Genomic DNA, 21087 nt, shown 5'->3' on the forward strand with positions numbered 1-21087 from the left:
AAAGCCGCTGAATCAAAAGCGCCGCGGAAACAGAATCGATGAGTAGCAATGTATGTCAGCAAAAGTAGTGGTAATTGGCAGTTTGAACATGGACCTGGTGACCCGGGCCCCGCGCTTGCCCAAGGGCGGTGAAACGCTGATTGGTCAATCGTTTACCACCGTCTCCGGTGGCAAGGGCGCCAATCAGGCCGTGGCTGCGGCGCGGCTGGGAGCCCAGGTGTCGATGATCGGCTGCGTGGGCAATGACGCTTATGGTGAGGCACTGCGCGGGGCGCTGTTGGCCGAGCAGATCGATTGCCGGGCGGTGAGCACCGTTGACGGTTCCAGCGGCGTGGCGTTGATTGTGGTCGACGACAGCAGTCAGAACTCCATCGTGATCGTCCCCGGTGCCAACGGTGCATTGACCGCAGAAACCATTGACCGTTTTGATTCGGTGATACGTGCGGCAGACGTGCTCATCTGTCAGCTGGAAGTGCCCGATGCGTCTGTTGGCCATGCGCTCAAGCGCGGCCGCGAGCTGGGCAAGACAGTCATCCTCAACCCGGCTCCGGCCAGTCGTCCACTGCCATCGGACTGGTACGCGTCCATCGATTACCTGATTCCCAACGAAAGCGAAGCGTCGGCCCTGAGCGGACTGTCAGTGGACTCCCTGGACACCGCACAAGCCGCGGCAACCCGCCTGATTGCCCTGGGCGCCGGCAAGGTGATCATCACTCTCGGTGCGCAAGGTTCGCTGTTTGCCGATGGCCAACGCTTCGAACATTTCCCCGCGCCCGTGGTAAAGGCTGTGGATACCACGGCGGCCGGCGATACGTTCGTCGGCGGTTTCGCTGCGGCACTGGCGGCGGGTAACGATGAGGCGCAGGCGATCCGCTTCGGACAGGTGGCCGCGGCGCTGTCGGTCACCCGTGCCGGCGCGCAGCCTTCAATTCCCGCCTTGAGCGATGTACAGGCGTTTAAAACCCCATGAAAAAGACACCTCTGCTCAACATTGCGCTGTCGCGACTGATCGCTTCATTGGGACATGGCGACAGGGTCGTCATCGGGGATGCGGGGCTGCCGGTTCCTCCGGGCGTTGAATTGATCGACCTGGCCCTGACCCATGGCATTCCGGACTTTGTCAGCACCTTGAAGGTCGTGCTCAGTGAAATGCAGGTCGAAAGCCATGTGCTGGCTCAGGAAATCTTCGATAAAAAGCCGTCGGCCCTGGTCACGCTGGAAGCGCTGGATGGCGAAGGCGCGTTGGGTCGGCGTGAGTTGCTCACCCATGAACAATTCAAGGTCCTGAGCCGACAAGCCAGGGCGATTGTTCGTACAGGCGAATGCCAGCCGTACTGCAACATTGTGCTGGTCGCCGGGGTTACGTTTTGACTGGCTGTCCGCGTTTTGATGTCCTTGGCACAAGGCGTGCGCCCCGCATCGCTATGCTCAGTAACTGCACTCACTGCTCCGGAGCCTGCTGCTTTTGACCCTGACGACCGCAACCAACGCCCAGGCGGCACCAAAGATCGACCTGATCATCGACACCGATCCGGGGGCTGACGACGTCGTTGCCCTGTTGTTCGCCCTGGCGTCGCCGGACGAACTGAATGTCCGGGCATTGACCACCGTTGCCGGCAACGTTCGCCTGGACAAGACCTCACGCAATGCGCGGCTGGCCCGGGAGTGGGCGGGGCGCGAAGAGGTGCCGGTCTATGCGGGGGCGCCCAGACCCCTGATGCGCACACCCATCTACGCCGAGGACATTCATGGCAAGGAAGGGTTGTCGGGCATTGACGTGCATGAGCCCATGAAGGGGCTGGCCAAGGGCAGCGCCATCACCTATCTGATCGATACCTTGAAATCTGCCGAGCCCCACAGCATTACCATCGCCATGCTTGGCCCGCAGACCAACCTGGCCCTGGCGTTGATCCTGGAGCCGGGTATCGTTCAGGGCATCAAGGAAGTGGTGGTCATGGGCGGCGCGCACTTCAATGGCGGCAATATCACGCCGGTGGCCGAGTTCAACCTGTTCGCCGATCCGCAAGCGGCCGAGGTGGTGCTCAACAGTGGCGTGAAGCTGACCTACCTGCCGCTGGATGTGACCCACAAGATCCTTACCAGCGAGGCGCGACTGAACCAGATTGCCGCGCTGAACAACAACGCCAGTCGTCTGGTGGGCAGTATTCTCAATGAGTACATCAAGGGCGACATGGAACACTACGGCCTTCCGGGCGGCCCGGTGCATGACGCCACGGTTGTCGCTTATCTGCTCAAGCCGCAATTGTTCAGCGGTCGTTCGGTCAACGTGGTGGTCGACAGCCGCGAAGGACCGACCTTTGGACAAACCATCGTCGACTGGTATGACGGCTTGAAGGCGCCAAAGAACGCCTTCTGGGTAGAAAGCGGCGACGCCCAGGGCTTCTTCGATTTGCTGACCGAGCGCCTGGCCCGCCTGAAGTAAGCATCATCTCCCGCAGGTGCTTGCCTGCGGGTTTTACTCCCTCGTACTAACCGCTTCGGTCTTTTGGTCCGATAGATGTTTCTCGAAAATTTGCTCGATGAACGATTGGGCGGCTTCGGTTCCAAGGTCCCTGACCAGAAGGTCGATACCGATAATGGCGAGCTCTTCCGTGCTGCTTGGGCTGTAGGAGCTGTGGCCGTCTTGCCACTTGGCCTTGATGGCAGCGTCGATGCTTACGGTGGTCATGATGGCACTCGGGAGGTCGGGGAAGTCTGAGTACCGAGTTAACCATTTTGCGGGGCTTTTGACACGTCGACTTAGGCATGAAAGGAGGGCTGTGCGACACTTGGTCTCTGACGAATATTCAAGGAACGCGCTGTGCAGATCGATTTGAACTCCCCGGATGGCCTGACCCTCGAGGCGGTGCGTCAGTTGCTGGCTGGCGCCAGTGACGATGAGCACACCCAGTTGCGGGTCACCAAGGGGGGCATTGCCTACATCTCCTCGGGTGTCGTGGGCGGTACCGATATCGACGGGTTGTTGTTCCGGCTCGAAACCTGGGCCAAGGGCTCCGGTTATGTCGGGCGGGTCGCGGCCAGCGATGAAGTCTGGGTCATGCAAATCTTCAATGCCTTGAAAGAGAACTGGCCCAATCCTCCTTACGACTACATCGACGTCTATTGAGCGTCGTTCATATTCAGTCACGATTCAGTGATTAAGGGCAGGGCGACGCTCAGGCAGAATCGCGGCTCGTCCGGATCATGGGCAGGGTGCCAGCGCTCCCTGTGAAACCAAACGCCAGTCTGGTTGTCGCACGATCTCAGCTTAATCATTGAATAAGGAGGCTTCATGCCTTGGAAGCTCGCGTCATTGGGTACTTTGTTGGCCGTTGCCACGCTGGCCGGTTGCAGCACTCCCTCTACGGAGTCGGCAACAACGGATGTTGCGACGACTGACACGGGGCACAGTCGCTGTGAGGCAAAGGCTGCCGAGTTCACCATCGGCAAACAGGCATCGCCGCAGCTGCTCGAGCAGGCGCGTACCCGTGCCGGGGCGCAAAGTGCACGGTTCCTGCTGCCAACCGATATGGTGACGCTGGAGTACCGTTCCGATCGCCTGAACCTGAACACCGATGCCAGCCGGGTAGTGACCCGCGTCAACTGCGGCTGATCGTTCGACTTTTGTTTCACCCATAAAAAACCCCGTCACATGGACGGGGTTTTTTTAGTGCGCCTGGAAATTACTCTGGGCGAACTTGAGCAGCTTGCATACCCTTTTGGCCTTTCTCAGCCACGAAGGAAACAGTCTGGCCTTCTTTCAGGCTTTTGAAACCGTCGCTTTCGATAGCTTTGAAGTGTACGAACAGGTCGTCACCGCCACCTTGAGGAGTGATGAAGCCGAAGCCTTTTTCATCGTTGAACCATTTAACGGTGCCGGTTTGGCGATTAGACATGGTGTATCTCCAAGAAACATATATTTTCAGTAGTACTGTGCTGCTCAGGCCAACTGGGCACACCCGAGTATCATAGTCGAAATGTTCGGTTTGGGAGCCCCCCGGACGCACTGTTTGCCAATCAGACGTTTTTTCTTTGTATCCTTTAGCGGCTGAAAGCCCCGTTCTATAAGGCTTTCGGCCGAAAGTTAAGGCGATAAAAAAAGCTGAAAAACCTGAATAAATTGTACGAAAGGTCCTGTTTCAGCGGCTTTTTAACAGTGTTTCAGGGGCTGAAAGCATGGGGGCGGGCTTATTTTTGCTCTGTTTTGGTGGCCTTGCAGGCTGCAATTTTGCTCAGTGCCTGCTGCTTCAATGTGTCACTGGCCGTGTTGTTCATCAGGGCCTGAATGTCGGCGGCAGGGTACGATTTGATGGCATCGGCACCGCAGGCGCAGTGGGATTTTGCTGCCGGCGTACCAATCTTCTTGGCAGCGGCAGGAACGCACTGAGCCATGTATTTCTCTCGTTCGCCTTTTGGCCATTCTGCATGGGCGGCCAGTGGCAGCAGGAGAATGACGGGGGCGACTACGGCGAATAAACGATTCAGACGCATGCTGAGATACTCCTTGTGGGTCAGATATCTTGTTATCTGAGGGCGATAGTGCGCTTCAAGTTCAGCACTCTGGCATAAAAACAGCCAATTTACCCTGCTGCAAAACCTGCGCACCGTGGCAACCGTTCATCTGTGCTAGCATGCGTGGCTCGGGCGTTTGCAAGCTCCGATGGACCTTCAGTCCCGATGGCGGCAGATGCACGATTAACCCTGATTTGAATCCCAGTCACTCTGGTTCGGTTTCCCGGTTGGCCGCAAGGCTCCTGCCGCTGTAAGGCAGGCGTTCGTCATTGAATGGCCTGGACCGGATCTTGTACTGGCTCATCCCAACCCACGTGACCTTTGGTAGGGGTCACCACTAGGAGAGGAGGCGCCATGCCAACTATTACTCTTCCCGACGGCAGTCAACGTTCATTCGATCATCCGGTTTCCGTAGCCGAGGTCGCCGCATCCATCGGTGCAGGCCTGGCCAAGGCCACCGTTGCCGGCAAGGTCGATGGCAAGCTGGTCGACGCCAGCGACATCATCGACAGCGACGCGTCGCTGCAAATCATCACGCCAAAGGATGAAGAGGGGCTGGAGATCATTCGCCACTCTTGCGCCCACCTGGTTGGCCACGCGGTCAAGCAGTTGTACCCGACCGCCAAAATGGTCATCGGTCCGGTCATCGATGAAGGTTTCTATTACGACATCGCCTTCGAGCGTCCTTTCACTCCGGACGACCTGGCGGCCATCGAACAGCGCATGCAGCAGCTGATCGAGAAAGATTACGACGTGATCAAGAAAGTCACTCCGCGCGCCGAAGTGATCGAAGTGTTCAAGGCCCGTGGCGAAGACTACAAGTTGCGCCTGGTCGAAGACATGCCGAACGAGCAGGCCATGGGCCTGTACTATCACGAAGAATACGTCGACATGTGCCGCGGTCCGCACGTGCCGAACACCCGCTTCCTGAAATCCTTCAAGCTGACCAAGCTGTCCGGTGCCTACTGGCGCGGCGATGCCAAGAACGAGCAATTGCAGCGCGTCTACGGCACCGCATGGGCGGACAAGAAGCAACTGGCGGCTTACATCCAGCGCATCGAAGAAGCCGAAAAGCGCGACCACCGCAAGATCGGCAAGCGCCTGGGCCTGTTCCACACCCAGGAAGAGTCGCCGGGCATGGTGTTCTGGCATCCGAACGGCTGGACTCTGTACCAGGTGCTCGAGCAGTACATGCGCAAGGTTCAGCGCGACAATGGCTACCTGGAAATCAAGACGCCGCAAGTCGTTGACCGCAGCCTGTGGGAGAAATCCGGGCACTGGGCCAACTACGCCGACAACATGTTCACCACCCAGTCGGAAAACCGCGATTACGCGATCAAGCCAATGAACTGCCCTTGCCACGTGCAGGTGTTCAACCAGGGCCTGAAAAGCTACCGCGAACTGCCAATGCGCCTGGCCGAGTTTGGTGCGTGCCACCGTAACGAGCCATCGGGCGCCTTGCACGGCATCATGCGCGTGCGCGCGTTCACTCAGGACGACGCCCACATCTTCTGCACCGAAGAGCAGATGCAGGCCGAGTCCGCTGCGTTCATCAAGCTGACCATGGACGTTTACGCCGATTTCGGCTTTAAAGATGTCGAGATGAAGCTGTCCACTCGTCCGGAAAAACGCGTCGGGTCCGACGAGCTTTGGGATCGCGCCGAAGCTGCGCTGGCCGCAGCCCTTGACAGCGCGGGCCTGCCGTACGATCTGCAGCCGGGTGAGGGTGCGTTCTACGGTCCGAAGATCGAATTCTCGTTGAAAGATTGTCTCGGTCGCGTCTGGCAGTGTGGTACCCTGCAGCTCGATTTTAACCTGCCGGTCCGTCTGGGAGCCGAATTCGTCTCCGAAGACAACAGTCGCAAGCACCCGGTGATGTTGCACCGGGCGATCCTGGGGTCCTTCGAGCGTTTCGTCGGAATCCTGATCGAGCACTACGAGGGTGCATTCCCGGCGTGGCTTGCTCCGACCCAGGCAGTGGTGATGAATATCACTGACAAACAGGCTGATTTCGCCGCCGAGGTTGAAAAAACCCTCAACGAAAGCGGATTTCGTGCCAAGTCTGACTTGAGAAATGAAAAAATCGGCTTTAAAATCCGCGAGCATACTTTGCTCAAGGTTCCTTATCTCTTGGTTATCGGAGATCGGGAAGTCGAGATGCAGACTGTCGCTGTGCGTACTCGTGAAGGTGCTGACCTGGGCTCGATGCCCGTCGCCCAGTTCGCTGAGTTCCTCGCGCAAGCGGTTTCCCGGCGTGGTCGCCAAGATTCGGAGTAATTATTATTAAGCGTGAAATGAGACAAGATAAACGAACTGCACCGAAAGCCCCGATCAACGAGAATATCTCGGCACGCGAGGTTCGGTTAATTGGGGCTGAAGGTGAACAGCTCGGGATTGTGTCAATTGAAGACGCGCTTCTTAAGGCTGAAGAGGCCAAGCTGGATCTGGTGGAGATTTCCGCCGATGCAGTACCACCTGTTTGCAAACTGATGGACTACGGCAAATCGATCTTCGAAAAGAAGAAGCAGATTGCTGCGGCCAAGAAAAACCAGAAGCAGATTCAGGTTAAAGAAATCAAGTTTCGTCCAGGGACGGAGGAAGGGGATTACCAGGTAAAACTGCGCAACCTGGTACGTTTCCTGAGTGACGGGGACAGGGCCAAGGTATCCTTGCGATTCCGCGGCCGTGAGATGGCCCACCAGGAGCTGGGGATGGAACTCCTCAAGCGAGTTGAAGGTGACTTGCTCGAGTACGGTTCGGTCGAACAGCATCCTAAGATGGAAGGACGCCAGCTGATCATGGTCATCGCCCCGAAAAAGAAGAAGTAATCAACAGGGCACGGCAGGCCTTCTGATTATGTTTATCAACTGAATGCGGAGTATCCGAACATGCCAAAAATGAAGACCAAAAGTGGTGCTGCTAAGCGGTTTCTGAAAACTGCTAACGGTATCAAGCACAAGCACGCTTTCAAGAGCCACATCCTGACCAAAATGTCGACCAAGCGTAAGCGTCAACTGCGCGGTAGCAGCTTGCTGCATCCGTCTGACGTGGCAAAAGTCGAGCGCATGCTGCGCCTTCGTTAATTTTAGTCAAGAATAGAGGAAGTAACTCATGGCTCGTGTAAAGCGTGGCGTCATTGCCCGTAAGCGTCACAAAAAAATTCTGAAACTTGCTAAAGGCTACTACGGCGCACGCTCCCGCGTATTCCGTGTTGCCAAGCAAGCGGTAATCAAGGCAGGCCAATACGCCTACCGTGACCGTCGTCAGAAAAAACGTCAGTTCCGCGCTCTGTGGATCGCTCGTATCAACGCTGGTGCTCGTATCAACGGTCTGTCCTACAGCCGTTTCATCGCCGGCCTGAAAAAAGCGTCCATCGAGATCGACCGTAAGGTTCTGGCTGATCTGGCAGTGAACGAAAAAGCGGCGTTTGCTGCGATTGTCGAGAAAGCTAAAGCCACCTTGGCTTAAGTACCCCCGACAGTCACCCGGCCTCGCATCTGTGGGGTCAGGTGTTAAACGTCATAAATAGGGGAAGAGCCTTCAAGCTCTTCCCCTATTTTGTATCTGGAGTCTGTACATGGAAAACCTGGATGCGCTCGTCTCTCAAGCTCTAGAGGCTGTGCAAAGCGCTGAAGATATCAATGCCCTGGAGCAAATCCGGGTTCACTACCTTGGCAAGAAGGGTGAATTGACTCAGGTGATGAAGACCCTGGGGAATTTGCCGGCAGAAGAGCGTCCGCAGGTCGGTGCGCTGATCAACGTTGCCAAGGAGCGTGTCACAGAGGTCCTTAATGCGCGCAAGGCATTGTTTGAAGAAGCCGATCTGGCTGCCAAACTCTCCGCCGAGTCCATTGACGTGACCCTGCCTGGCCGTGGTCAGACCTCCGGTGGTCTGCATCCGGTTACCCGTACTCTGGAACGCGTCGAACAGTTCTTCACCCGTATTGGCTACGGCATCGCCGAAGGCCCTGAGGTCGAAGACGACTATCACAACTTCGAAGCGCTCAACATCCCCGGCCACCACCCGGCCCGGTCGATGCATGACACCTTCTATTTCAATGCGAACATGTTGTTGCGCACCCATACCTCGCCGGTACAGGTCCGCACCATGGAGTCGAAACAGCCGCCGATCCGCATCGTCTGCCCAGGCCGTGTATACCGCAGCGACTCCGATATCACCCACTCGCCGATGTTCCACCAGGTCGAAGGCCTGCTGATCGATCGCGACATCAATTTCGCCGACCTCAAAGGCACCATCGAAGAGTTCCTGCGGGTTTTCTTCGAAAAGGAACTGGCGGTGCGTTTCCGTCCTTCGTACTTCCCGTTCACCGAGCCATCCGCTGAAGTCGACATGGAATGCGTGATGTGCAGCGGTAAAGGCTGCCGCGTCTGCAAGCAGACCGGCTGGCTGGAAGTGATGGGTTGCGGCATGGTTCACCCGAACGTGCTGCGCATGTCCGGGATCGACCCGGAAGAGTTCTCGGGCTTTGCCTTCGGCATGGGCGTAGAGCGTCTGGCCATGCTGCGTTACGGCGTGAACGACTTGCGTCTGTTCTTCGACAACGACTTGCGGTTCCTCGCGCAATTTCGCTAGTCGTAACGAATTCTTAGGAGAGCAGGATGAAATTCAGTGAACAATGGCTGCGTGGCTGGGTTAGCCCGCAGGTAAGTCGCGACGAGCTGGTTGCTCGTCTGTCGATGGCCGGTCTTGAGGTCGATAGCGTTACGCCGGCCGCCGGTGTTTTCAGTGGCGTGGTCGTTGGCGAGGTGCTGAGCACCGAGCAGCACCCGGACGCCGACAAACTGCGCGTGTGCCAGGTCAGCAACGGTTCGGAAACCTTCCAGGTTGTTTGCGGTGCGCCAAACGTGCGCCCGGGCCTGAAGATTCCTTTCGCCATGATCGGCGCCGAGCTGCCAGGCGACTTCAAGATCAAGAAAGCCAAGCTGCGTGGCGTCGAGTCCAACGGCATGCTGTGCTCGCAAACCGAGCTGCAGGTCGGTGAAGGTAATGACGGCCTGATGGAGCTGCCGGCCGATGCGCCGGTAGGCGAGGATTTCCGCGTTTACCTGGACCTGGAAGACGCCAGCATCGAGGTCGATCTGACCCCGAACCGTGGTGACTGCCTGTCCCTGGCCGGTCTGGCCCGTGAAGTGGGTGCCCTGTACGCCGCTACGGTGGTCCGTCCGGTGGTGGCTTCGGTTCCTGCCGCCCACGACGAAGTGCGCTCGGTAGAAGTGCTGGCGCCCGCCGCGTGCCCGCGTTACCTGGGGCGTGTGATCCGTAACGTCGACCTGTCCAAAGCGACGCCGCTGTGGATGGTCGAGCGTCTGCGTCGTGCCGACGTGCGCAGCATCGACGCTGCCGTCGACATCACCAACTATGTGATGCTGGAACTGGGTCAGCCGCTGCACGCCTTCGATCTCGCCGAAATCAACGGTGGCATCCGTGTGCGCATGGCTGAAGAGGGCGAGAAGCTGGTGCTGCTCGACGGCCAGGAAGTCAGCCTGCGTAGCGATACGCTGGTGATTGCCGACCACTCCCGCGCGCTGGCAATTGCCGGTGTCATGGGTGGCGAGCACAGCGGTGTTTCCGCGACCACACGTGATGTGTTCCTGGAAAGCGCCTTCTTCGATCAGATCGCCGTAGCAGGCAAGGCCCGTTCCTATGGCCTGCACACCGATGCATCCCATCGCTATGAGCGTGGCGTGGACTGGCAGCTGGCCCGCGAAGCCATGGAGCGCGCGACTGGTTTGCTGCTGGAAATCACCGGTGGTGAAGCGGGTCCGATCATCGAGACCGTCAGCGAACAGCACCTGCCGAAAATTGCTCCGATCACCCTGCGTGCCCAGCGTATTACCCAGATGCTGGGTATGGAAATGGATTCGGCCGAGGTGGAGCGTCTGCTCAACGCCTTGGGCCTGACCATTACTGCCGATGGGGCAGGGCAGTGGCGTGTAGAAGTTCCAAGCCATCGCTTCGATATCAGCCTGGAAGTGGACCTGATCGAAGAACTGGCACGCCTGTATGGCTACAACCGTTTGCCGGTTCGTTATCCGCAAGCGCGCCTGGCGCCGCAAGCCAAGGCAGAAGCCCGTAGCGACCTGCCTGAACTGCGCCGCCTGCTGGTTGCTCGTGGATATCAGGAAGCAATTACCTATAGCTTCATCGATCCGAAACAGTTCGAACTGTTTAATCCGGGTGTGGAGCCGTTGCTGCTGGCCAATCCGATCTCCAATGACATGGCTGCCATGCGCTCGTCGCTGTGGCCGGGTCTGGTCAAGGCGCTTCAACACAACCTGAACCGTCAGCAGGATCGCGTGCGTCTGTTCGAAAGCGGCCTGCGTTTCGTTGGCCAGCTTGAAGGTCTGAAGCAAGAGCCGATGTTGGCGGGTGTTGTATGCGGTAGTCGCCTGCCGGAAGGCTGGGCGCAGGGTCGCGATACCGTCGACTTCTTCGACGTCAAGGCAGACGTGGAAGCGGTGCTGGGTTTTGCCGGTGCCCTGGATGCGTTCACTTTCGTGCCGGGCAAACACCCAGCGCTGCACCCGGGTCAAACCGCGCGCATCGAGCGTGACGGTCGTCTGGTCGGCTTCATTGGCGCGATCCACCCTGAATTGTCGAAAACCCTCGGTCTCGACCGTCCGGTCTTCGTCTTCGAGTTGGTTCTGGCGGAAGTGGCGTCGGGCAAAATGCCAAAATTCCACGAGTTATCGCGCTTTCCTGAAGTGCGTCGTGACCTTGCACTGATTGCGCACAAAGACGTTGCAGCCACGGCTGTACTGGACGTAATCCGTGAAAATGCAGGCGAATGGCTGACAGACCTCAGGCTATTTGACGTGTATCAGGGTAAAGGCATTGATCCTGATAGAAAAAGCCTCGCAGTCGGCTTGACCTGGCAGCATCCATCGCGCACTCTTAATGACGATGAGGTGAATACCGCAACGCAAAACATCCTCACCTCGCTCGAACAAAGGTTGAACGCCACGTTAAGGAAGTGACGTATGGGGGCTCTGACGAAAGCTGAGATGGCGGAACGTCTGTATGAAGAGCTGGGCCTGAACAAACGGGAGGCCAAGGAATTGGTCGAACTGTTTTTTGAAGAAATCAGGCACGCTCTCGAAGACAACGAACAAGTCAAATTGTCCGGTTTCGGCAATTTCGACCTTCGGGACAAACGCCAGCGGCCTGGCCGCAATCCGAAAACGGGGGAAGAAATCCCGATCACGGCTCGCCGTGTGGTCACCTTTCGTCCAGGGCAGAAGTTGAAGGCCCGAGTTGAGGCTTATGCTGGAACCAAGTCATAACGACGAGCTCCCCGTCATCCCGGGCAAACGCTACTTCACCATTGGTGAAGTCAGCGAGCTGTGTGCGGTAAAACCACACGTGCTGCGCTACTGGGAGCAGGAGTTTCCTCAACTCAACCCTGTCAAACGCCGCGGAAACCGCCGGTATTATCAGCGCCAGGATGTGCTGATGATCCGGCAGATCCGCGCGCTCCTTTACGATCAGGGGTTCACCATCGGCGGAGCGCGCCTGCGTTTGTCCGGTGATGAAGCCAAAGACGACACCACCCAATACAAGCAAATGATCCGCCAGATGATCGCCGAGCTCGAAGATGTTCTGGTGGTACTCAAGAAATAAATTCTCGCTTTTAAATACTTCCAGTTTTCAAAAGCTTGCGATATATTCTTGAGCGTTCCTCGAGATGAGGGATGGGTTTCACGCCTAGTCGGGGCGTAGCGCAGTCCGGTAGCGCACTAGCATGGGGTGCTAGGGGTCGAGTGTTCGAATCACTCCGTCCCGACCATAAATCTCCTGAAAATCCAATCACTTAGCGGTGATTGGATTTTTTATGCTTGGCGTATTTCATTGCCAATGTGAATTTGACTGTTCTGGTTGCCAATTGGTTGCCAATTGAGATTGGCTTGCCAGTCGTGTGGGATTAGGATGAGGCTTGAGGTGGAGTAGTTATCGTTCTAATCCAATTGTGCGGACATTTGCAGGGACCAGCATCATGACGCCAGAGTTAAAAGCCCGTCAGCAAGTCGACACTAAGCTTGAAAAGGCCGGTTGGGTTATCCAGGACATGAAAGAGCTCAATCTGTCAGCAGGTGTTGGCGTAGCCGTGCGTGAATGCCCGACTGATACGGGGCCGGCTGATTATATGTTGTTCGTTAACCGCATTGCAGTGGGGGTCATTGAAGCCAAAAAAGATAGCGCTGGCGAAAACCTCACCGTCACTGAAAGGCAGACCGAGCGTTACGCAACCTCCAGCCTCAAATGGCGCAAAGACAATACACCTCTGCGCTTTTTGTTTGAGGCTACTGGCCAGATTATCCGTTTTACCGACAACGCCGATCCGGCGCCGCGCTCGCGAGAAGTATTCAATTTCTTTAAGCCTGAAACGCTTGCGACTTGGTTGGCTCAACCCGAAACCCTGCGCCGCCGGCTGGCCGAGCAAATGCCTGCACTGCCTGAGCTCAACCTGCGCGACTGCCAGATCAGCGCGGTTACCGGGCTGGAACAGTCGCTGGCACTGAACAAGCCTCGCGCCTTGGTACACATGGCAACCGGATCGGGTAAAACCTTCACTGCTATCACCGCTGTATACCGCTTACTCAAGTTCGGCGGTGCCAAACGCATTCTGTTTCTTGTAGATACTCGCAACCTCGGCAAGCAGGCCCATCAGGAGTTTATGGCTTACACACCACCGGATGATGGCCGCAAATTCACCGAACTTTACAACGTGCAGCGTTTGGCCTCGCCAAACATCGACCCGCACTCGCAGGTGTGCATAAGCACCATTCAGCGCATGTACTCCATCCTGAGCGGCGAACCGATCGATGACTCGGCCGAAGATGTTTCGCTCAACGAAGTACAACAGACGTCTAAACAAGTAAAACTCGTCCGCTACAATCCCGCCGTGCCGGTGGAAACGTTCGATTTCATCATCATTGATGAATGCCACCGCAGCATCTATAACCTCTGGAAGCAGGTGCTCGACTATTACGATGCTAGCCTGATCGGTCTAACAGCCACGCCCGACAAGCGTACTTTCGGCTTCTTTAACGAAAACATCGTCGCCGAATACACCTATGAGCAATCAGTGGCCGATGGCGTCAACGTCGGTTACGACGTATACGAGATTGAAACCGAAGTTACCCAAAAAGGTGCAGAACTCAAAGCCAAGGAATATGTCGACCACCGTGACCGGCAAACCCGTAAAAAACGTTGGGATCAGACCGAAGAAGACACAACTTATACCGGCAAGGAACTCGATCGCTCTGTAGTGAATGTGAGCCAGATCCGCCAGGTGATTCAGGCCATGAAAACCGCTGTGGAAAAACAGATTTTTCCGGCGCGCAAAGAAACACCCAAAACGCTGATCTTTGCCAAGACGGATAGCCACGCCGACGACATCATCAACATCCTGCGCGACGTTTACGGGCAGGGCAATGCCTTCTGCAAAAAGGTTACTTACAAAGCTGAAGAGGACGCCGACAGCATCCTTAGTAGCTTTCGCAACGACTACAACCCGCGCATCGCCGTGACGGTGGACATGATCGCCACCGGCACCGACGTTAAGCCGTTGGAAGTGCTGCTCTTCATGCGCGACGTGCGAAGCAAGGGCTACTACGAACAAATGAAGGGGCGGGGTGTGCGTAGCCTCGATGGTGACAGCCTCAAACGCGTCAGTAACAGTGCGGACGGCGCAAAAACTCGCTTTGTGCTGATCGACGCCGTAGGCGTGGAAAAAACGCTTAAAACAGAAAGCCGACCGCTTGAGAAAAAGCCCGGTATAGCGCTGAAAGACCTGCTGCAAGGCGTGGCGATGGGCAGTCGCGACGATGACACTGTATTTTCACTCGCCAACCGCTTGATTCGCCTGGCTAAACAACTGGACGACAGGGCCCAAGCCCGAATCGAGAAAGCCAGCGGCGGCATTCCGGTGGCTCAGTTGGGCAAGGGGCTGATCGCCGCTCTGGACCCTGATGCAATCGTGCAAGCCGCGTTGGTCACCGCCAAGGCGAAGGGCATTACCCGCTCTGAGGACACTTTGCTGCCCGTAGAGATTGAAGCCGCACGCGCCGAACGCGTGGCTGATGCCTGCGCCCCGTTCGACCAGCCGACTCTACGTCACGAGATCGAAAACGCCCGCCGCGAACGCGAGCAGATAATTGATCATATCAATCTGGATCAGGTGACCTTTTCAGGCTTCAGTGAGCAGGCGGAAGCGCAGGCCAAAGCGTTGATTCAAACCTTTGCTGACTACCTAAAGCAGCACAAAGACGAAATTGCTGCGCTGGACTTTTTCTACCAGCAACCCTACCAGCGCCGCGCGCTCACTTTCGACATGATCGAGGACCTCCACGAACGCTTGAGTAAGCCGCCGTTGATGCTCACCACAGAGCGCCTATGGAGTGCCTACGCCCGCGTGCAGGCCAGTGCAGTGAAGGGCGCAGACCGCAAACGCCAGCTCACCGATTTGGTCTCACTGCTGCGTTTTGCTCTTGGGCTGGACGCTGAGTTGAAACCCTTTGCCGATGAGGTGGATAAACGTTTTCAAACATGGATCTTCCGTCACAACGCCCAGCGCGGAACCGCCTTCACTGCTGAACAAACTGATTGGCTGCGTCTGATGAAAGAGCACATCGCTAGCAGTTGCAGCATCAGCCGGGACGATTTTGATTATGCCGAGCTGGCCGGCAAGGGTGGGTTACAAAAGGCCTGGGCGCTGTTTGGCAAGGAACTGGATGGAGTGATGACCGAAATGAATGAGGAGTTGGTTGCGTGAGTGAATTGCCAAAAGGTTGGGCTCCAGCAACGCTGCAGGACGTTGCGTCATGGTCTTCTGGTGGTACGCCGTCAAGATCCAATCCCGCGTATTACTTAGGTACGATCCCGTGGTTTAAGACTGGTGAGCTTGGCCCGCGTGTGCTGCATAATTCTGAGGAACACATCTCCGGTGAGGCCGTCGCAGCATCAAGCGCTAAGGTATTTTCCAAAGGTTCTGTCGCTATTGCGATGTACGGTGCAACCATTGGCAAGACTTCCATATTAGGAATCGATGCTGCGACCAATCAAGCCTGTGCGGTTGCACTTCCCGAGGCAACTAGTGCGGAGTTTCTCTATCACTTTCTGCTATCACAAGAAAAAGGTTTCGTCGATGCAGGCAAGGGTGGTGCTCAGCCCAATATTTCTCAGGGAATAATCAAGGCATGGCCTTTATCTTTGCCGCCAGTCGGCGAACAATCTCGCATCGTCGCGAAACTTGAAGAACTACTATCCGATCTCGATGCTGGCGTGGAGGAACTCAAGACTGCGCAGAAGAAGCTCAAACAATACCGCCAATCGCTGCTGAAAGCCTCCGTGGAAGGCGCGCTCACCGTCGATTGGCGTGCCCAGCACACGCACATTGAGACCGGCCCGCAGCTGTTGCAACGCATCCTCACCGAGCGCCGCGCCCGCTGGGAAGCCAAGCAGCGCGCCAAGTTCAAGGAACAGGGGAAAAGCCTGCCCAAAGACTGGCAAAAGAAGTACTCAGAGCCGGTGCTGCCGGATACAGTTGGCCTGCCGGAATTGCCGGAAGGATGGGTGTGGGCGAGCTTGGACATGCTCGGTGAAATTGCGTCCGGCGTAGCGAAAGGTACCAAAAGAAATGCTGATATCGAGGTTCGCGAAGTGCCGTATCTGCGAGTGGCGAATGTGCAGCGCGGCTTTCTCGATCTCTCCGAGGTGAAGACAATTTTGGCTACCGAACGGGACATCGCCGAATTGACGCTTCAGGCGGGCGATATCTTATTTAACGAAGGTGGTGATCGCGACAAGCTCGGCCGCGGCTGGGTTTGGCGCGATGAGGTCGCCAACTGCATACATCAAAACCATGTTTTTCGGATGCGACCGTACCTACGAGAAGTCCTGCCTGAGCTGATCTCGCATCATGGCAACACGTTTGGAAAGACGTGGTTTCAAAATGCGGGTAAGCAAACGACTAACCTCGCGTCGATCAACATGACCATGTTGCGCATGTTCCCTGTCCCACTGGGGCCGGCAGATGAACAGCGCGAGTTGCTGACACTACTTGAATTGCAGATCGAACAAATTGATCGACAAGAGCAAGCCGTAGAGCTGGGCCTCAAACAATCCACCGCCCAACGCCAAAATATCCTGCGCGCCGCCTTCGCCGGCCAGCTTGTCCCGCAAGATCCGAACGACGAACCGGCCAGCATACTGCTGGAACGAATCCGCGCGGAGCGGGCAGACCGGGAGAAACAGCCCAAGGTACGCAAAACCAAACAACAGAAGGGGATGGCCGCCGTGGTGAGCAAACTGATCAATGTGCTCGCCGAGGCGGGTGACTGGGTTCCCGCGCAAGAAGCTTTCCGCCGCTGCGGTGTGGCCGATGGTGCGCTGACAGATCAGATTGAAGATATCTATGCAGAGTTGCGTGCTTTGGACAAAGCGGGACAGCTGGCCGTGGAAGCGGTCACCGATGCACAGGGTCGCAAACTGTACGACCGCCTGAAGCTGCGGACGGCTTGACTATGCGTCTCGACAAACTCACCATCGGTAGCGCCAAAGACAGTCCAACCCACCAGTTCAAAAACTTGAAGAACGTCACCATCGATTTCGATCAGGAACATTGGGTGACGGTGGTGATTGGCTGGAACGGCACAGGCAAGTCCAACGTGCTGGAAGCGTTGGCCATCATCTTCCGCGACTTGATCGGCAAGAAACGTACGCCAGCCTTCACTTTTCAACTGGCCTACCGCATGGGTGCGGGTGAGAGCGTTCGGCACATTCACATCGATGCTGATCCCGATCGCGAGAAAGAGCCATTCACCATTCACGTCGCGACGGATACACAGGCTCGTGGTGAGGGTACCTTGATCCCATTCATCGAGGGCGAGGAAACAGTATCTGCTCTACGTGGCAAAGCTATCAAACTCACGGCCTTCTTGAACGCGGACGCCGAATACTTGCCGCGCTATGTATTCAGCTACTACTCGGGCGAGAGCCCGCGCATGCACGAGGTGTTTCGCCCCTACCTGGAAAGCTACGACAGCAAGCTGCGCAACGGTGAAGACCCAGGCCTGAAGCGCTTGTTTTATGCCATGCCAGTGCACAGCCAGTTCGTATTGCTGGCTTTCCTAATTCATCAGCCTGAAGTGGTGCGGAAATTCCTTGATGACCACCTGGGCCTTGACCCGAAAGAAGGTATTGAATCGGTGCTGTTCGTGCTCAAACAGCCTGGATGGAGTAAGAAACGAGGCAAAAAAACAATCAGCGGCGACGGTGACGACCGCTTCTGGGGGGCGAAGGGTGTTGTGCAGAAGTTCTTGGATCGTTTGCAAAACATTGCGCTTGCGCCAATTCGAATAACTCGAGACAAGCAACTTACCCTCTGGAACAAGGAAAGCACTGAGTTCCAGTACCTCTTCATCAAGGATATTGATGCGCTCCGACGACTCGTGGGCAACCAATCGCCCAGTGCATTTTTCCGCGACTTAGAAAGCACTCATGTCTCCGAGTTGATCGAGGAGGTGCGCATCCGTGTGCGCCTCAAGAAAAACGATGGTAGCGTGACCTTCCGTGAGCTCAGCGAAGGTGAGCAGCAGTTGCTGACGGTGTTGGGCCTGTTACGCTTTACCGCCGAAAACGAAAGTCTATTCCTGTTAGATGAGCCGGACACTCATCTGAATCCGAGGTGGAGCGTGGATTACATCTCCTACCTGAAACAATTCATCGCCAGTGGCACAAAACAGGAAGAAACGAGCCACATCCTACTCACCACTCACAACCCCCTGGCCGTCGCCGAATTGGATCGCGAGCAGGTGCAGATTCTGCGGATGACGAAGCAGGATGGGCATCGTCAGATCGTGGCTTGCTATCCGGAAATGGCGCCGCGCGGTATGGGTTACGCCGCCATCGTGACCAGCGATATGTTTGGCATAGCCTCTTCGCTAGATGGCTCCACGCAGCTTCTGCTGGAAAAGCAACGGGCATTCGGGGCAAAGCCTAATTTGTCCGAATCCGAGCAGAAGGCGTTGGACGCAGTGAATGGTGATCTTAATCGGCTTGGTTTCAGGTTCTTTCATCCTGACGACGAGTTTTCTAGGTATCTACGCTTGCGAAATGATGCGCTCAAGGAGCGCTTTCAAGTGACTGACCCACTGGTGTTAGCGGCAAAGACTGTAGCCATGAGCCGTGAAGAGCGCGAAGAGCTGGCTACTACTCTGATTGGAAGGCTCATAGCAGACGAGAACGAAGAGTCGGGCGGGGCCAGCCGATGAGGTATATCGACCAAGATGAGTTAGCTTTGCCCGACGGGTGGCTAGCAAAGGCTGCCATCGCAGCAACAGCCATTGATGGAGGCGCCAAGCCCGACGATCACAAAGCTGTCTGGGGCGATCTTAAGAATGCTTTGGCTGCCCTATTCCCTGAAAAAAAGTGCTGGTATTGCGAGTCACCAGTGGATCGCGATGACAATGCAGTGGACCACTTTCGGCCCAAGGGAAGGGTGGCTGACGCGGCAATGCCGCACGCTGGCTATCGTTGGCTGGCATTTGTTCCCCGCAATTTCCGATATGCCTGCACTTTCTGCAACAGCCGTCGCAAGGACTTAGTGAATGGAACTGCCGGAGGGAAGGCGGATCGATTCCCCCTCCTTGTGGAGGCAGATCGTCTGTACGCACCTGGCCTATTAAGCCAGGAAAAGCCAACACTGCTCGATCCCTGCGAACTCGACGACTGGGAATTGATTGGATGTCAGCGTGAGAATGGAAAACCCTGTCCGACAAGTCAGAACCCTTTGGAGAGGCATCGCGCTGAAGAGTCAATTTCCGTATATCACCTTGACTATGAACCTACTTGCAAGCAGCGGCATGCCGCTGCTGTTCGGCTGATGGCTGATGTCGAACAGGCCAAACTATTTTTCGGGCAACCGGGGATGAATGAGTACTTCACTGCCGTAGCGAAGAAAATTCGCCGGGCTATAGATCGCAAGGCCCCATATAGCGGGGACATGATTTTCATTCTAAGGGGAGAGCGGCACGCCGATCATCCTTGGATTCAAAAGCTCTTGGAAGCCTGATATGAATACAAGCACACTGGTCCAGAAAGTCTGGAACTTCTGCCACACCCTGCGCGACGACGGTGTGGGTTATGGCGATTACCTGGAACAGCTCACCTACTTGCTGTTCCTGAAGCTGGCGCACGAATACGCGCAAGAGCCCTACAACCGCGAAACTCACATCCCTAAAGGCTATGACTGGGCCAGCCTGACTTCCAAAGTAGGTGAACCGCTGGAAGCGCATTACCTAGCCACCCTACACAAGCTGGGACAAGGGGCCGGCATGCTGGGCGCTATCTTCTTTAAGGCGCAGAACAAGATTCAAGACCCCGCCAAGCTTTCGCGCCTGGTACAGCTGATTGATGCCGAAAGCTGGATCAGCCTGGGGGCAGACACCAAGGGCGACCTGTATGAAGGCTTGCTGCAGAAGAACGCCGAAGACACCAAGAGCGGCGCGGGCCAGTATTTCACACCACGCGCGCTGATCGAGGCGATGGTGGCCTGCGTGCGGCCCGAGCCGATGAAGACGATTGCCGACCCAGCCTGCGGCACAGGTGGCTTTTTTCTGGGGGCTTACAGCTGGCTCACTCGTCCAGAGGCCAAGCTGAACAAAGCACAAAAAGAATTCCTGCGCAGTAAGACCTTCCACGGCAACGAGATCGTGCCAAACACTCGACGCATGTGCTTGATGAACCTGTTTTTGCACAATGTTGGTGAGCTGGATGGCGAGCCCTTGGTGGCGCGTTCGGATGCGTTGATCACTGAGCCCAAACTGAAAGTAGATTACGTTCTGGCCAACCCGCCCTTCGGCAAGAAGAGCAGCATGACCATCACCAATGAAGAGGGCGAGGAAGACAAGGAGGCGCTGACCTACGAGCGGCAGGATTTCTGGGAAACCACGTCGAACAAGCAGCTCAACTTCCTGCAGCACATCGTCAGTATGCTAAAGGTGGACGGAAAAGCGGCGGTGGTGTTGCCCGATAACGTGCTGTTTGAGGGTGGTGCGGGAGAAAAGATCCGCAAGAAGCTTTTGGAGAACTGCGACGTGCACACGGTACTACGTCTGCCTACGGGCATTTTTTATGCTCAAGGCGTGAAGGCGAACGTTGTGTTCTTCGACAGCGCTCCCAAAGATGGGCGTGTGCACACCAAGGGCGTGTGGTTCTACGATCTGCGTACCAACAAACACTTCACGCTGAAGACACGCACGCTGAAGTTGGACCACCTGCATGACTTCATCACCTGCTACAACCCGGAAAACCGTTTTGAGCGACAGGAAACCGAACATTTCAGGTACTTTAGCTACGAAGACTTGATGATCCGCGACAAGGCCAGTCTGGACATTTTCTGGCTCAAAGACGATAGCTTAGACAACTTGGATAACCTGCCGCCACCGGATGTGTTGCAGCAGGAGATCATTGATCATCTCGAAGCGGCTCTGCTCGCGTTTCGTGAGGTTTCTTTGAGTTTGCCCCGATCTGAAGTGGTTGATTGATTCTGA

21 protein-coding genes and 1 tRNA gene are annotated in these 21087 nt (G+C 56.3%); 19 read left to right on the forward strand and 3 right to left on the reverse strand.

All coding sequences use genetic code 11. The annotated features are described in order from the left end of the window. Positions 1–52: 52 nt before the first annotated feature. The 3 genes from rbsK (at position 53) to AC1RP7_RS26180 (ending at position 2443) form a co-directional block, all read left to right on the forward strand. Entirely contained in the window at positions 53–970 is a 918-nt protein-coding gene (gene rbsK / locus AC1RP7_RS26170; protein WP_057715543.1) for a ribokinase, read from the forward strand. Continuing rightward, positions 967–1371, forward strand: a complete 405-nt coding sequence (rbsD, locus tag AC1RP7_RS26175; RefSeq protein ID WP_057715542.1) for a D-ribose pyranase — start codon at positions 967–969, stop codon at positions 1369–1371. The genes rbsK and rbsD overlap by 4 nt, the downstream gene beginning before the upstream one ends. Positions 1372–1435: 64 nt before the next feature. Continuing rightward, the gene (locus AC1RP7_RS26180) at positions 1436–2443 is read left to right on the forward strand and encodes a nucleoside hydrolase (protein WP_493183311.1); all 1008 of its coding nucleotides are present in this window, start codon (positions 1436–1438) and stop codon (positions 2441–2443) included. A gap of 33 nt (positions 2444–2476) precedes the next feature. On the opposite strand, the gene AC1RP7_RS26185 is transcribed toward AC1RP7_RS26180, so the two are convergent. Next, positions 2477–2689: a hypothetical protein gene (locus AC1RP7_RS26185; RefSeq protein WP_057715541.1), complete on the reverse strand. Its 213-nt coding sequence runs from the start codon at positions 2687–2689 to the stop codon at positions 2477–2479. Between the two features lie 132 nt (positions 2690–2821). On the opposite strand from AC1RP7_RS26185, the gene AC1RP7_RS26190 reads away from it, so the two are divergent. Both AC1RP7_RS26190 and AC1RP7_RS26195 read left to right on the forward strand, forming a co-directional pair. Then, complete coding sequence (locus tag AC1RP7_RS26190) at positions 2822–3127, forward strand: hypothetical protein (RefSeq protein ID WP_007975706.1); 306 nt, start codon at positions 2822–2824, stop codon at positions 3125–3127. A 165-nt stretch (positions 3128–3292) separates the two neighbouring features. After that, entirely contained in the window at positions 3293–3613 is a 321-nt protein-coding gene (locus tag AC1RP7_RS26195) for an I78 family peptidase inhibitor (RefSeq protein ID WP_008047240.1), read from the forward strand. 70 nt (positions 3614–3683) lie between these two features. Here the strand turns inward: AC1RP7_RS26195 and AC1RP7_RS26200 are convergent, their stop codons facing one another. Both AC1RP7_RS26200 and AC1RP7_RS26205 read right to left on the reverse strand, forming a co-directional pair. Continuing rightward, complete coding sequence (locus AC1RP7_RS26200) at positions 3684–3896, reverse strand: cold-shock protein (protein WP_003179963.1); 213 nt, start codon at positions 3894–3896, stop codon at positions 3684–3686. A 292-nt stretch (positions 3897–4188) separates the two neighbouring features. Continuing rightward, positions 4189–4491, reverse strand: coding sequence for a hypothetical protein (locus AC1RP7_RS26205; protein ID WP_493183277.1), 303 nt, complete (start codon positions 4489–4491; stop codon positions 4189–4191). A 375-nt stretch (positions 4492–4866) separates the two neighbouring features. Between AC1RP7_RS26205 and thrS the strand changes: the two genes are divergently transcribed. The 14 genes from thrS (at position 4867) to AC1RP7_RS26275 (ending at position 21081) form a co-directional block, all read left to right on the forward strand. Next, positions 4867–6789 carry a threonine--tRNA ligase gene (thrS, locus tag AC1RP7_RS26210; protein ID WP_090454263.1) on the forward strand — a complete coding sequence of 641 codons (1923 nt, stop codon included), beginning with the start codon at positions 4867–4869 and terminating at the stop codon, positions 6787–6789. Then, a complete protein-coding gene (gene infC, locus AC1RP7_RS26215) occupies positions 6789–7340 on the forward strand; it encodes a translation initiation factor IF-3 (RefSeq protein ID WP_172435703.1) in 552 nt (183 codons plus the stop codon). The genes thrS and infC overlap by 1 nt, the downstream gene beginning before the upstream one ends. Positions 7341–7400: 60 nt before the next feature. After that, positions 7401–7595: a 50S ribosomal protein L35 gene (gene rpmI, locus AC1RP7_RS26220; protein WP_002553160.1), complete on the forward strand. Its 195-nt coding sequence runs from the start codon at positions 7401–7403 to the stop codon at positions 7593–7595. Positions 7596–7623: 28 nt separating this feature from the next. Further along, positions 7624–7980 (forward strand): 50S ribosomal protein L20, encoded by a 357-nt coding sequence (gene rplT / locus AC1RP7_RS26225; protein ID WP_007905879.1) that lies wholly within the window; start codon positions 7624–7626, stop codon positions 7978–7980. 109 nt (positions 7981–8089) lie between these two features. After that, entirely contained in the window at positions 8090–9106 is a 1017-nt protein-coding gene (gene pheS / locus AC1RP7_RS26230; RefSeq protein ID WP_007975711.1) for a phenylalanine--tRNA ligase subunit alpha, read from the forward strand. 26 nt (positions 9107–9132) lie between these two features. Next, the gene (gene pheT, locus AC1RP7_RS26235; protein ID WP_493183279.1) at positions 9133–11511 is read left to right on the forward strand and encodes a phenylalanine--tRNA ligase subunit beta; all 2379 of its coding nucleotides are present in this window, start codon (positions 9133–9135) and stop codon (positions 11509–11511) included. Between the two features lie 3 nt (positions 11512–11514). After that, positions 11515–11817, forward strand: a complete 303-nt coding sequence (gene ihfA, locus AC1RP7_RS26240) for an integration host factor subunit alpha (RefSeq protein ID WP_002553164.1) — start codon at positions 11515–11517, stop codon at positions 11815–11817. After that, positions 11798–12154 (forward strand): MerR family transcriptional regulator, encoded by a 357-nt coding sequence (locus AC1RP7_RS26245; protein WP_003179985.1) that lies wholly within the window; start codon positions 11798–11800, stop codon positions 12152–12154. Before ihfA ends, AC1RP7_RS26245 begins: the two co-directional genes overlap by 20 nt. Before the next feature lie 89 nt (positions 12155–12243). Continuing rightward, a tRNA-Pro gene (locus AC1RP7_RS26250) sits at positions 12244–12320 on the forward strand. Between the two features lie 207 nt (positions 12321–12527). Beyond that, positions 12528–15308 (forward strand): type I restriction endonuclease subunit R, encoded by a 2781-nt coding sequence (locus AC1RP7_RS26255; protein ID WP_493183280.1) that lies wholly within the window; start codon positions 12528–12530, stop codon positions 15306–15308. Continuing rightward, positions 15305–17056: a restriction endonuclease subunit S gene (locus tag AC1RP7_RS26260; protein ID WP_493183281.1), complete on the forward strand. Its 1752-nt coding sequence runs from the start codon at positions 15305–15307 to the stop codon at positions 17054–17056. Before AC1RP7_RS26255 ends, AC1RP7_RS26260 begins: the two co-directional genes overlap by 4 nt. Before the next feature lie 2 nt (positions 17057–17058). Further along, positions 17059–18807 carry an AAA family ATPase gene (locus AC1RP7_RS26265; protein ID WP_493183283.1) on the forward strand — a complete coding sequence of 583 codons (1749 nt, stop codon included), beginning with the start codon at positions 17059–17061 and terminating at the stop codon, positions 18805–18807. Next, the gene (locus AC1RP7_RS26270; RefSeq protein ID WP_493183284.1) at positions 18804–19607 is read left to right on the forward strand and encodes a hypothetical protein; all 804 of its coding nucleotides are present in this window, start codon (positions 18804–18806) and stop codon (positions 19605–19607) included. The genes AC1RP7_RS26265 and AC1RP7_RS26270 overlap by 4 nt, the downstream gene beginning before the upstream one ends. Position 19608: 1 nt before the next feature. Continuing rightward, positions 19609–21081 carry a class I SAM-dependent DNA methyltransferase gene (locus tag AC1RP7_RS26275; protein WP_493183287.1) on the forward strand — a complete coding sequence of 491 codons (1473 nt, stop codon included), beginning with the start codon at positions 19609–19611 and terminating at the stop codon, positions 21079–21081. The last annotated feature ends 6 nt before the right edge of the window (positions 21082–21087 follow it).

It is taken from the genome of Pseudomonas sp. GW822-FHT01E03, from assembly GCF_058802985.1.

What these genes read in the sequence shown, in the direction of transcription:
- rbsK (WP_057715543.1), top strand. Translation starts at nt 53, where the DNA reads ATGTCAGCAAAAGTAGTGGTAATTGGCAGTTTGAACATGGACCTGGTG.
- rbsD (WP_057715542.1), top strand. Translation starts at nt 967, where the DNA reads ATGAAAAAGACACCTCTGCTCAACATTGCGCTGTCGCGACTGATCGCT.
- AC1RP7_RS26185 (WP_057715541.1), bottom strand. Translation starts at nt 2,689, where the DNA reads ATGACCACCGTAAGCATCGACGCTGCCATCAAGGCCAAGTGGCAAGAC.
- AC1RP7_RS26195 (WP_008047240.1), top strand. Translation starts at nt 3,293, where the DNA reads ATGCCTTGGAAGCTCGCGTCATTGGGTACTTTGTTGGCCGTTGCCACG.
- AC1RP7_RS26200 (WP_003179963.1), bottom strand. Translation starts at nt 3,896, where the DNA reads ATGTCTAATCGCCAAACCGGCACCGTTAAATGGTTCAACGATGAAAAA.
- AC1RP7_RS26205 (WP_493183277.1), bottom strand. Translation starts at nt 4,491, where the DNA reads ATGCGTCTGAATCGTTTATTCGCCGTAGTCGCCCCCGTCATTCTCCTG.
- thrS (WP_090454263.1), top strand. Translation starts at nt 4,867, where the DNA reads ATGCCAACTATTACTCTTCCCGACGGCAGTCAACGTTCATTCGATCAT.
- rpmI (WP_002553160.1), top strand. Translation starts at nt 7,401, where the DNA reads ATGCCAAAAATGAAGACCAAAAGTGGTGCTGCTAAGCGGTTTCTGAAA.
- rplT (WP_007905879.1), top strand. Translation starts at nt 7,624, where the DNA reads ATGGCTCGTGTAAAGCGTGGCGTCATTGCCCGTAAGCGTCACAAAAAA.
- pheS (WP_007975711.1), top strand. Translation starts at nt 8,090, where the DNA reads ATGGAAAACCTGGATGCGCTCGTCTCTCAAGCTCTAGAGGCTGTGCAA.
- pheT (WP_493183279.1), top strand. Translation starts at nt 9,133, where the DNA reads ATGAAATTCAGTGAACAATGGCTGCGTGGCTGGGTTAGCCCGCAGGTA.
- ihfA (WP_002553164.1), top strand. Translation starts at nt 11,515, where the DNA reads ATGGGGGCTCTGACGAAAGCTGAGATGGCGGAACGTCTGTATGAAGAG.
- AC1RP7_RS26245 (WP_003179985.1), top strand. Translation starts at nt 11,798, where the DNA reads ATGCTGGAACCAAGTCATAACGACGAGCTCCCCGTCATCCCGGGCAAA.
- AC1RP7_RS26255 (WP_493183280.1), top strand. Translation starts at nt 12,528, where the DNA reads ATGACGCCAGAGTTAAAAGCCCGTCAGCAAGTCGACACTAAGCTTGAA.
- AC1RP7_RS26265 (WP_493183283.1), top strand. Translation starts at nt 17,059, where the DNA reads ATGCGTCTCGACAAACTCACCATCGGTAGCGCCAAAGACAGTCCAACC.
- AC1RP7_RS26270 (WP_493183284.1), top strand. Translation starts at nt 18,804, where the DNA reads ATGAGGTATATCGACCAAGATGAGTTAGCTTTGCCCGACGGGTGGCTA.
- AC1RP7_RS26275 (WP_493183287.1), top strand. Translation starts at nt 19,609, where the DNA reads ATGAATACAAGCACACTGGTCCAGAAAGTCTGGAACTTCTGCCACACC.